10 protein-coding genes are annotated in these 9,976 nt (G+C 73.8%); 2 read left to right on the top strand and 8 right to left on the bottom strand.

Translation table 11 applies throughout. The annotated features are described in order from the left end of the window. Positions 1-101 precede the first annotated feature (101 nt). The 4 genes from SM793_RS12090 to SM793_RS12075 all read right to left on the bottom strand — a co-directional run bounded on the left by SM793_RS12090 (position 102) and on the right by SM793_RS12075 (position 4,029). The gene (locus tag SM793_RS12090; RefSeq protein ID WP_320438112.1) at positions 102-1,262 is read right to left on the bottom strand and encodes an Mrp/NBP35 family ATP-binding protein; all 1,161 of its coding nucleotides are present in this window, start codon (positions 1,260-1,262) and stop codon (positions 102-104) included. A gap of 56 nt (positions 1,263-1,318) precedes the next feature. After that, positions 1,319-1,915, bottom strand: a complete 597-nt coding sequence (locus tag SM793_RS12085; RefSeq protein WP_413815939.1) for a DUF1003 domain-containing protein — start codon at positions 1,913-1,915, stop codon at positions 1,319-1,321. 49 nt (positions 1,916-1,964) lie between these two features. Then, positions 1,965-3,272 carry a magnesium transporter MgtE N-terminal domain-containing protein gene (locus SM793_RS12080; protein WP_320438111.1) on the bottom strand — a complete coding sequence of 436 codons (1,308 nt, stop codon included), beginning with the start codon at positions 3,270-3,272 and terminating at the stop codon, positions 1,965-1,967. A 196-nt stretch (positions 3,273-3,468) separates the two neighbouring features. Beyond that, positions 3,469-4,029, bottom strand: coding sequence for a hypothetical protein (locus SM793_RS12075; protein ID WP_320438110.1), 561 nt, complete (start codon positions 4,027-4,029; stop codon positions 3,469-3,471). A gap of 125 nt (positions 4,030-4,154) precedes the next feature. Between SM793_RS12075 and SM793_RS12070 the strand changes: the two genes are divergently transcribed. Continuing rightward, positions 4,155-5,108, top strand: coding sequence for a DMT family transporter (locus tag SM793_RS12070; protein ID WP_413815935.1), 954 nt, complete (start codon positions 4,155-4,157; stop codon positions 5,106-5,108). 78 nt (positions 5,109-5,186) lie between these two features. Here SM793_RS12070 and corA read toward each other — a convergent pair whose 3' ends face one another. Further along, on the bottom strand, positions 5,187-6,311 hold the full coding sequence (gene corA / locus SM793_RS12065; protein WP_320438109.1) for a magnesium/cobalt transporter CorA: 1,125 nt from the start codon (positions 6,309-6,311) through the stop codon (positions 5,187-5,189). A gap of 497 nt (positions 6,312-6,808) precedes the next feature. Here corA and SM793_RS12060 point away from each other — a divergent pair, with 497 nt between their 5' ends. Beyond that, a complete protein-coding gene (locus SM793_RS12060; RefSeq protein ID WP_320438108.1) occupies positions 6,809-7,450 on the top strand; it encodes a suppressor of fused domain protein in 642 nt (213 codons plus the stop codon). Between the two features lie 39 nt (positions 7,451-7,489). Here SM793_RS12060 and SM793_RS12055 read toward each other — a convergent pair whose 3' ends face one another. The 3 genes from SM793_RS12055 to SM793_RS12045 all read right to left on the bottom strand — a co-directional run bounded on the left by SM793_RS12055 (position 7,490) and on the right by SM793_RS12045 (position 9,631). Next, positions 7,490-8,350 carry a PHP domain-containing protein gene (locus SM793_RS12055; RefSeq protein ID WP_320438107.1) on the bottom strand — a complete coding sequence of 287 codons (861 nt, stop codon included), beginning with the start codon at positions 8,348-8,350 and terminating at the stop codon, positions 7,490-7,492. Positions 8,351-8,470: 120 nt separating this feature from the next. Next, the gene (locus tag SM793_RS12050) at positions 8,471-9,109 is read right to left on the bottom strand and encodes a DUF6758 family protein (protein ID WP_320438106.1); all 639 of its coding nucleotides are present in this window, start codon (positions 9,107-9,109) and stop codon (positions 8,471-8,473) included. Between the two features lie 375 nt (positions 9,110-9,484). Continuing rightward, positions 9,485-9,631 (bottom strand): hypothetical protein, encoded by a 147-nt coding sequence (locus SM793_RS12045; protein WP_320438105.1) that lies wholly within the window; start codon positions 9,629-9,631, stop codon positions 9,485-9,487. Between the last annotated feature and the right edge of the window lie 345 nt (positions 9,632-9,976).

The following is a 9,976-nucleotide window of genomic DNA, read 5'->3' as shown; positions in this document are numbered from 1 at the left end:
TTGGGTCCGCGCGCACGACAGTCCCCCGCGCGCACGACAGCCCCCCGGGCGCACGACAGGGGCCCGCCGGTTCGAACCGGCGGGCCCCTGTCGTCGTCGGGTCAGAACTTGTTCTTCGGGGTGAGGCCGAGGGAGAGGCCGGAGAGGCCGCGCTGGCGGCCGCCGAGCTTGCCGGCGACGGCGCGCAGGGCGGTGGCCGCGGGGGAGTCGGGGGCGGCCAGGACGACCGGGCGGCCGTCGTCGCCGCCCTCGCGCAGGCGGACGTCGATCGGGATCGAGCCGAGCACGGGGACGGTGGCGCCGACGGTGCGGGTGAGCGCGTCGGCGACGATCTGGCCGCCGCCGGTGCCGAAGACGTCGATCATCTCGTCACAGTGCGGGCAGGGCATGCCGGACATGTTCTCGATCACGCCGACGATCTTCTGGTGGGTCTGCACCGCGATGGTGCCGGCCCGCTCGGCGACCTCGGCGGCGGCCATCTGCGGGGTGGTGACGATCAGGATCTCCGCGTTGGGGACCAGCTGGGCCACCGAGATGGCGATGTCACCGGTGCCGGGCGGCAGGTCCAGCAGCAGGACGTCGAGGTCGCCCCAGTAGACGTCGGCCAGGAACTGCTGCAGCGCGCGGTGCAGCATCGGGCCGCGCCAGACCACCGGGGCGTTGCCCGGGGTGAACATGCCGATCGAGATGACCTTCACGCCGTTCGCCTGCGGCGGCATGATCATGTCCTGGACCTGGGTGGGCCGGCCCTCGACACCCAGCATGCGGGGCACGCTGTGGCCGTAGATGTCGGCGTCCACCACGGCGACCTTCAGGCCGTCGGCGGCCATCGCGGCCGCGAGGTTGACGGTCACCGAGGACTTGCCGACGCCGCCCTTGCCGGAGGCGACGGCGTAGACGCGGGTCAGGGTGCCGGGCTTGGCGAACGGGATCTCGCGCTCGGGGGCGCCGCCGCGCAGCAGCTGGGAGAGCTCCTTGCGCTGCTCGTCGCTCATCACGTCGAGCTCGACCTCGACCTCGGTCACGCCGGGGACCCGGCCGACGGCCTCGCGGACCCGGGTGACGATGGTGTCGCGCATCGGACAGCCGGAGACGGTCAGGTAGACCGCGACCCGTACGGCGCCGCCCTCGCCGATCCCGACCGATTTCACCATGCCGATCTCGGTGATCGGGCGGTTGATCTCCGGGTCGTTGACGGTCGACAGCGCCTGGCGTACGGACTCTTCCGTGACGCCGGCCGCGACCTCTGTCTCGTTGGCCATGACTTGATGGTACGGCGCCGCGCGGGGGCCTCGTCCGGTCGGTGGCGTGCCGCCGGTCACAGCGCCCCGGAGGCCTCCCGGCGTTCGTCGATCTCCTTGAGCAGCGACTGGAGTTCGGAGCGCACGCTGCCCAGCTCGGAGGCGATGAAGGCCCGGGTGGCGACCTCGCCGAGGCCCTGGCGCAGGGCGGCGACCTCGCGGGTGAGGTACTCGGTGTCGGCGATGGTGCGGTCGCTGCGGGCGCGGTCCTGCTCCATGTTGACGCGGTCCCGGTTGTCCTGGCGGTTCTGCGCGAGCAGGATCAGCGGCGCCGCGTAGGAGGCCTGGAGGGAGAGCATCAGGGTGAGGAAGATGAAGGGGTAGTCGTCGAACCGGACCACGTCGGGCAGCAGGGTGTTCCAGACGACCCAGAGGATGATCACCACGGTCATCCAGACGATGAACCGTCCGGTGCCGAGGAAGCGGGCGATCCGTTCGGAGAGCTTGCCGAAGGCCTCCGGATCGTAGGAGGGCAGGTTGATCAGGCCGGTGCGGCCGGTGCGCGGCTGGTCCAGCCGGCTGCGGGCGGACGACCCCACGGCGGTGGGCTCGGTCCGGCGGTCCCTGGAGCCCTCGCGGGCGCGCAGCTCGCGCAGCCGGCGCAGTTCCCGCAGCTCGCCCTGGAGCCGCTGGCGCGGGGACTCCTCGCGCCGGCCCTTGCGGTCAGCGTCCACCGGTCACCTCCCTCTCGTCCCGCCGGTCGGCGTGCTCCCCGTCCGGGCCGCCGTGCAGCGCGGCCTCCCGCCAGTCCTCCGGCAGCAGGTGGTCGAGCACGTCGTCCACGGTGACGGCGCCGACCAGGTGGTCCGCCTCGTCGACGACCGGCGCGGCGACCATGTTGTACGTCGCCAGGTAGCTGGTGATCAGCGACAGCGGGGTGTCCGGAGGCAGCGGGTCGAGGTCGTCGTCGACCAGCGAGCCGACCAGGGTGTACGGGGGCTCGCGCAGCAGCCGCTGGAAGTGCACGATGCCCAGGTACTTGCCGGTCGGGGTCTCGTTCGGCGGGCGGCAGACGAAGACCTGCGCGGCCAGCGCCGGCTTGTGGTCGGAGACCCGGACCCGGGCCAGTGCCTCGGCGACGGTGGCGTCCGGTTCCAGCACGATCGGCTCGGTGGTCATCAGGCCGCCGGCGGTGTTCTCCTCGTAGCTCAGCAGGCGGCGGACCGGCTCGGCCTCGTCCGGCTCCATCAGCTGGAGCAGGCGCTCGGCCTCGTCGCCGGGCAGTTCGGAGAGCAGGTCGGCGGCGTCGTCCGGGTCCATCGCCTCCAGGACGTCGGCGGCCCGTTCGTCCTTCAGCTTGCCGATGATCTCGACCTGGTCGTCCTCGGGCAGCTCCTCCAGGACGTCGGCGAGCCGTTCGTCGTCGAGCGCGGCGGCGACCTCGGCGCGGCGCTTGGCGGAGAGGTGGTGCATCACGCTGGCGAGGTCGACGGCGCGCAGCTGGTCGAAGGTGGCGAGCAGGTTGGCGGCGCCCTGGTCCTCCTCGGGCAGCGTGAAGCCGGTGACGTCCTGCCAGTCCAGGGTGGCGGTCTCGCCGCGGGCCTTGCGCAGCCGGCCGACCCGGCCGACCTGGACGAAGACCTTGCCGATCTCCCACTCGCGCAGCCGGGTCTGGGTCATCGCGACATCCAGGACGGTGACCTCCTGGCCGGTCTTGGTCCAGGTGACGGTGCGGTCGAGCAGCTCGGCGAGGACGAGGGTCTCGGCGGGGCGCTGCTCGAAGCGGCGCATGTTGATCACGCCGGTGGTGATGACCTGGCCCGACTCCAGGCTGGTCACCCGGGTCATCGGCAGGAAGATCCGGCGCCGGCCGACCACCTCGACCAGCAGGCCGAGCACCCGGGGCAGCCGGCCGCCGGTCCGCAGGGCGACCACGACGTCCCGGACCCGGCCGACCTGGTCGCCGTTCGGGTCGAAGACGGCGATGCCGGACAGGTGCGAGATGAAGACGCGGCTGCCTGGTCCTGCCATCGACTCCGGTCTCCCTCGCCTCGCTCGACGCGCCTCGCTCGACGCCCGGCCGGGCGCGGCCACGCCCCGCGGCCAAGGCTACTCGGGCATCTCCGCCCAGGCTCGGTGAAAGCGGGCGAATCGGGCGACCGGGGGAGGTGCGAGGGTGCGAGGGTGCCCGGTGGTGAGGCGGTGGTGAGGCGGTGGTGAGGGCGGGTCAGCCCTTGCGGCGCTTCAACAGCAGCTTCGGCAGCCCGGCGGGGATCGGCCGACGGGTGGTGGCCGGAGTGGGCATCGGCGCCGCCACGTGCGGGTCCGCCGGCATCGCCCCGGGCCGTTCGGTGAGCTCGGAGCCCGCCGTCCCGGCCGGCTCCAGCCGCAGCACCCGGCATTCGCGGGCCCAGCGGTCGGTGATGGCGTCGGTGTCCGGCGCGTTCAGCCGCTTGCCCTTCAACTCCTCGACGGCGCCCTGCCAGGCCTCGCTCCGCGGGGCCAGTTCGACCACCCGGGCCGGCCAGCCGGTCAGCCGGCCGCCCTTGTCCTTGCTGCGGACGGTGACGGTCGCCGCCGCCCCGCCGGTGAGCCCGTGCAGCGGCTGCTCGGCGCCGTCGCCGACCACCACCACCGCGCCGTCGTGCCAGGCGTGCCAGAGCGCCCGCCCGTGCTCCTGGCCGTCCGCCCGGACCCAGAGCAGGCCGGACTTCTTCGCGGCCTCCTCCAGCAGGGCCCGGTCGAGGAAGTCGTCGGCGGTCGCGGCTGCGGCAGGCGTACGGTCCATGGCGCACAGCGTACGGCCTGCGTCAGAGGGGTGATGTCTCGCGGTTCGGGCGACAGTTCCATGGGCGCCGCACGGGCCTTACGGTAGGAGCCGCCCGTACCGCCGACCGGATCCAGAGGAGCGCCGTGCCCGCCGCCCGGCCCGAGAGCGACGCCGCCGCCGTACCCACGGCCCCCGTCACCGCGACCGCCCCAGCCCCCGTCACCACCGCGGGCCCGCTTCCCAGGGCCGACCTGCTGCTGCTGGCCGTCTCCGTCGGCGCGATCTCGCTCTCCGCCCCGCTGATCAGCGCCACCGCCGCACCCGCCCTGGCCATCGCCTTCTGGCGCAACACCATGTCGGTCGGCGTGCTCGGCCCCTACGCCCTGCTGCGCCACCGGGCCGAGCTGCGCGCTGTCCCCCGGCGCGCGCTGCTGCTGGCCGTGGCGGCCGGGGTGCTGCTCGCCGTCCACTTCGGACTGTGGATGCCCAGCCTGCGGATGACCTCGGTGGCCTCCGCGACCGCGCTGGTCACCACCACCCCGCTGTGGACGATCGTGCTGATGCGGTTGCTCGGGGTCCGGGCGCCCCGGATGGTGTGGCTCGGCACGGTGACCGCCTTCGCCGGCGTCCTGGTGCTCACCGGCGTCGACCTCTCGCTCTCGCCGCGGGCCCTGGCCGGTGACGCGCTCGCGCTCGGCGCGGGTCTCGCCGCGGCCGGCTACATGCTGCTCGGCGCCGAGGTCCGACGGACCGTCAGCACCACCGCGTACACCCTGGTCTGCTACGCCACCACGGCGTCGGTGCTGCTCGCGGTCTGCCTGGTCGCCGGGACGCCGCTGTCCGGTTGGCCCGCCGGCGCGTGGTGGCAGATCGTCCTGCTGATGGTCACCGCCCAGTTGCTCGGCCACTCGCTCAGCAACCGGGTGCTGCGCACCCTCGGCCCCTCGGTGACCTCCACCGCGATCCTGCTGGAGACCCCGGGGGCCGCGTTGATCGCCGCGCTCTGGCTGGGCCAGTGGCCGCCGGCCGCCGCCTACCCGGCGGTGGTGCTGATCCTGCTCGGCCTGGTCGTGGTCGCCCGCGCCGGCCGGAAGTAGCCCGCCGGCCGGAGGTAGCCCGTCGGCCGGCGGAGGAAGCGGCCGGCGGCCCCGAGCCCCGGCGGCCCCGGATCCCGGCTACAGCCAGCCGTTGCGGCGGAAGCCCCGGTACATGCCGACGCAGATCAGCACCACGCTGCCGAGCACCATCGGGTAGCCGTAGCGGTGGTGCAGCTCGGGCATGTAGTCGAAGTTCATCCCGTACACGCCGGTGATCATGGTGGGCACCGCGAAGATCGCCGCCCAGGCGGTGATCTTGCGCATGTCCTCGTTCTGCGCCACCGAGACCTGCGCCAGATTGGCCTGGAGCAGCGAGTTCAGCAGCTCGTCGAAGCCGTGCACCTGCTCGGTGACCCGGGCCAGGTGGTCCGCGACGTCCCGGAAGTACTTCTGGATCTCCGGGTCGACCAGCCGCTGCAGCGGCTCCGACAACTGCTGCATCGGCCGCAGCAGCGGGGCCACCGCCCGCTTGAACTCCAGTACCTCGCGCTTGAGCTGGTAGACCCGCCCGACGTCCGCCCCCCGGCCGCCCCGGTTGGAGAAGACCTCGAACTCGATCTCGTCCACGTCGGTCTGCAGCTGGTCCGCGACCAGCATGTAGGTGTCCACCACGTGGTCGGCGATCGCGTGCAGCACCGCCGACGGGCCCTTGGCCAGCAGCCCGGTACCGTCCGCGTCGGCCTCCAGCCGGTGCCGCAGCTCCTTGAGCGAGCTGTGTCCGCCGTGCCGCACGGTGATCACGAAGTCCCGCCCGGCGAACACCATCAGCTCGCCGGTCTCGACCACCTCGCTGGTCGGGGTCAGCTGGTCGTGGTCGACGTACCGGATCGTCTTGAAGACGGCGAACAGCACGTCGTCGTACCGCTCGACCTTCGGCCGCTGGTGCGCGTGCACCGCGTCCTCGACCGCCAGCGGGTGCAGCCCGAACCGCTGGGCGATGCCCTCGAACTCCGCCTCGGTCGGCTCGTGCAGTCCGATCCAGCTGAACGAGCCCTCGCCCTCGGGGAGTTGCTTCGAGGCCTTGACCAGCCGGGCAGCCTCGCGCGGGCTGCAGGTCTCGCCGTGCCGCCGGCCGTGCTGGTAGACCGCGCAGTCCACCACCGCTGACGGGGTCTCACCCGGGTGGATGGAGTCGAACAGGCCCGCCGCGGTGCGGCGGCGGTTGGTGCGGACGGCTGCGCGCAGGCTGTTGATCATCGACATGGCAGGCTCCCTGGGGCAGGAACCACCGCACGACGGCGTGGTGACGAGTGGCCGCGGTGCGACGGCGGAGGAACACCGATGGAGTCCGGCGCCTGCGGTCGCTCCCGGGCCTTGCTGGGGCACACGGAACGGAACGACCGGACGTCGGTGGGGTGCTCTCCCGGCCGGACCGGAGGACCGCCGTGCCGTCCGCGCGGGGAGGACGGAACCAGGGTGCCGGTGGGGGAGCCGGTCGGCTGTCGCCGAGGCTCCCGAGGCCCGCTGTTTCAGCCCGCGAGGCGAGGGGTACGGGGAAGGCGTCCGGGCCGGGTAGAGCTGCCGGTACTGCATGGTCGGCTGGTATCCACCGCAACCACCTCCTTCGCGCCGCTGCCCCGGTGAGGGGAGACTCCCCGGTGGCCAGTCGCTCACACTAACATCCGATCGGCCTCCGCCGCGCCCGCGTTCACGTAAAGGCCGTGCCAACGGCCAGGGGGGCGCGGGTTACGCTCACCGGCATGGCCCACGACTTCCCGCTCTTCGGCGACGCTTCCGGCGACAGCGCGCACGGCCCCTCCCGGACGGCGGTCCTGGCCGCCGTCGAGGCCCGGCTGCTCACCACCTTCGGCGAGCCGAGCGGCCGCGCCGCCGTGACCTTCCTCGGCGCCGACCGGATCGAGGTGCTGCGCTTCGGCCCCGATGCCGAGGGGCTGGTCCGTTACGCCACGCTCGGCATGTCCGCCGCGCCGATGGCCGACCCGAGTGCCGCGGTCGCCGACCAGGTCCGCGGCCCGCGCGCGGAACTCCTCCTGACGATCCGGGGCGGGCGCGACGGCGTGCTCCGTCCGCTGGCCACCTTCGCGGCGACGCCGCAGGTGGAGGGCCTGGTGCTGGCTCCCGGCGGCTCGCTGGACCTCGGCGCCCCGCTGTGGGACGGCGCGCCGTTCACCTCCGTCCTGGCGGCCGAGCCCGGCGGGCTGGTCGAGGACCTGGAGCTGGACGAGCCGGCCGACCCGGTCCACTTCCTGCCGCTGCTGCCGATGACCCCCAACGAGGCGGGCTGGAAGCGGGTGCACGGCGCGGCGGCCCTCCAGGAGCGCTGGCTCCAGCACGGGACCGACCTGCGCGACCCGGAACGGCGGGGCGTCGCCCTGGACTGACGACCGGGCGCGGGGCCGGGCAGGGGAGTGCCTCCCGGCTCAGCCGCCGATCGGCTTGGCGCCGGTCGCCTGGTCCACGAGCGCCTCGTACACCTGGGGGTCGGTGGTGTGCTCGCCCAGCCGGACCGTCTTGCGGCCGCCGTGGTAGTCGCTGGAGCCGGTGGTGAGCAGCCCCAACTCGGCGGCGAGACCGCGCAGGTGGGCCCGGGTCGGCTCGTCGTGGTCGATGTGGTCGACCTCCAGTGCGGCCAGACCGGCCGCCGCGAGGTCGGCGACGACCTGGTCGGAGACGGTCTGCCCGCGCTTCACCGCCCCCGGGTGGGCGAAGACGGGCACCCCGCCGGCCGCCCGGACCAGCCGGACCGCCGTCACCGGGTCGGTCTCGTGCTTGCGGACGTCCGCCCGCCCCCCGTTGGCCAGCCAGTCCGCGGTGAACGCGTCCGACACCGAGGCCACCACGCCCGCCTCGACCAGCGCGCTGGCGATGTGCGGACGGCCTACCGCACCTTCCCCCGCGATCCGCCGCACCTGCTCCCAGCTGATGTCCGCGCCCAGCTCGCGGCAGCGCTCGACGATCGCCCGTCCCCGGCGGAACCGGTCGGTGCGCACCAGCTCGCGCTCCGCCGCGAAGGCGGGCTCGGCCGGGTCGAAGAGGTAGGCCAGCAGGTGCATCGAGATGTCGCCGACGACGCAGGAGAGTTCCGCGCCCGGGACGAGCGTCAGCCGGGTGCCGGTGGGCAGGGCGTGCACCGCGTCGGCCGCCTCGGTGTGGCCGGCCACCGTGTCGTGGTCGGTCAGTGCCACCACGTCCAGCCCGGCCCCGACGGCCGCCGCGACCAGTTCGGCCGGGCTGTCCGTGCCGTCGGAGGCATTGCTGTGGGCGTGGAGGTCGATGCGCACGGGCGGTGCTCCTCGGAGTCGGCGCGGCGCGGGCCGGCGCTGGGTGCCGGCGCGGCCGGCCGGCGGGGTGCCGCCCAGGATAGTGCGGCGGTGGCCGACCGCCCGGCGGCGGACGGGGCGTCAGCCGAGCAGGTGCGGGGACAGGGCGCCGCAGGGCAGCAGGTCCAGCTCCGCGCCGGCCTCCCGCAGGTCGGTCAGGACCAGCTCGTCGTACATCACCAGCGCCGACTGCTCGGGCCAGGCGACGGCCCAGAGCCAGAGCCCGCGGGCCTCGCCGACGAACACCGCGCGGTCCGCCGGGGCGTCCGGCACGTGGAACATCGGGGTCGGTCGGCCGGCCGCCATCAGCTTGGCGTCGGCGGGCTTGTAGAGGCCGACCGAATCGCCCGGATCGGGGCCGGGCAGCCCGGCGTACCGGGCACCGAGGCCCACGCCCAGCTCCTCGGCCACCAGCACGAGTTCGCCGAAGCCGCCCAGCGGGGCCGGCCCCGAGCAGGCGACCGCGGTGGCCCGGGCGCCCGAGATGTCGTCGCCGACGTGCGCGATGCCGGTGTAGAGCCAGCCCACCGGGAGCGGCCAGGGCAGCCAGACGGGGACCTGGGAGCGGGCGACGGCGACGCCGAGTGCCTCGATGCTCGGGGGCAGTACCGGCTGCATCGGGTGCACGGCGCCGTGCCGGTCGCACTGCCAGGTGTCTGAGAACAGACCGGGAGCGCGGACCCGACCGGCGCACCTCGGGCAGCTTGGCTCGCCCCTCATAGCCGACAACGGTCCTCCCTCCGGGCCGCCGCGTCAAGGACGATCACCCGTACGGAGGGCGGCTCGGCGGCACCTGTCGGTGGCGGGTGCCCGTCCGGCGCGGGGTGGGCGCGGTGCGGGCGGCTCCCGTTGGGAAATGTCCAGCGGGGGGCCGCGGCAAACGTCGGCGGCGTGCGCCGGGGCGCGCCCCGGCGGAGTTCGAGCCGTGTTCGATCCGCAGCGGGCCCGAGAGGCGGGCCCGAGGGGCCCGTACGCGCTGACGCCCCGTGCTCGCTGTGGCGATGACGGGGCGTCAGTCGGGTATCGGAACGTCCGGATCGGACGGGCCGGGCTCGGCGGCGGGGGAGTCCGGGGACTCCGCGGCCGCCGGCCCGGTCAGACGGCCGGGCACGGCCGGATGAGCAGGCGTTCGCCGGTGCGGGCGGCGGCCTGGACGAGCTCGCGGACGGTCTCGGCGTCGGCGATCAGGCGGTCGGTGGCGGTGCCGTGGGTGTCGTCCAGTCGGAGGATCTCGAAGCGCATGGGCGTCTCCTTTCCTGGCCCCGCGGCGCGGGGCGGTCGTGGCTGAGTAGGTATCAGCCCTTTCGGGGTCTGTCGGGTCGGGTCGTCGACCAGCTGCTGTCGCGGCAAAGAGGGCTCCCCCCTGATTGCCAAGGGCGCCGATGGGCCCTCGTGAACCACTCTGGGGTGGCGCTGCTACCGGGCCATTGCCCGTCCGTAACGTCCTGGTTTCGGATGGATCGCGTCGACCGCATGCCGACGTCACTGTCGACGATGTTTCCAGGACCGAATCAAATATTACCGCAACTAACGAATTTTGTCGCCCCCCTTGTACCAGAGGCCGCAGGGGCCGGTGGGTCGGGGTAC

Source organism: Kitasatospora purpeofusca (assembly GCF_034043715.1).
In the GTDB taxonomy this organism is placed as follows: domain Bacteria; phylum Actinomycetota; class Actinomycetes; order Streptomycetales; family Streptomycetaceae; genus Kitasatospora; species Kitasatospora purpeofusca_A.
The sequence above is the reverse complement of the archived record's forward strand: the minus strand, read 5'-3'. Positions and strand labels throughout refer to the sequence as shown.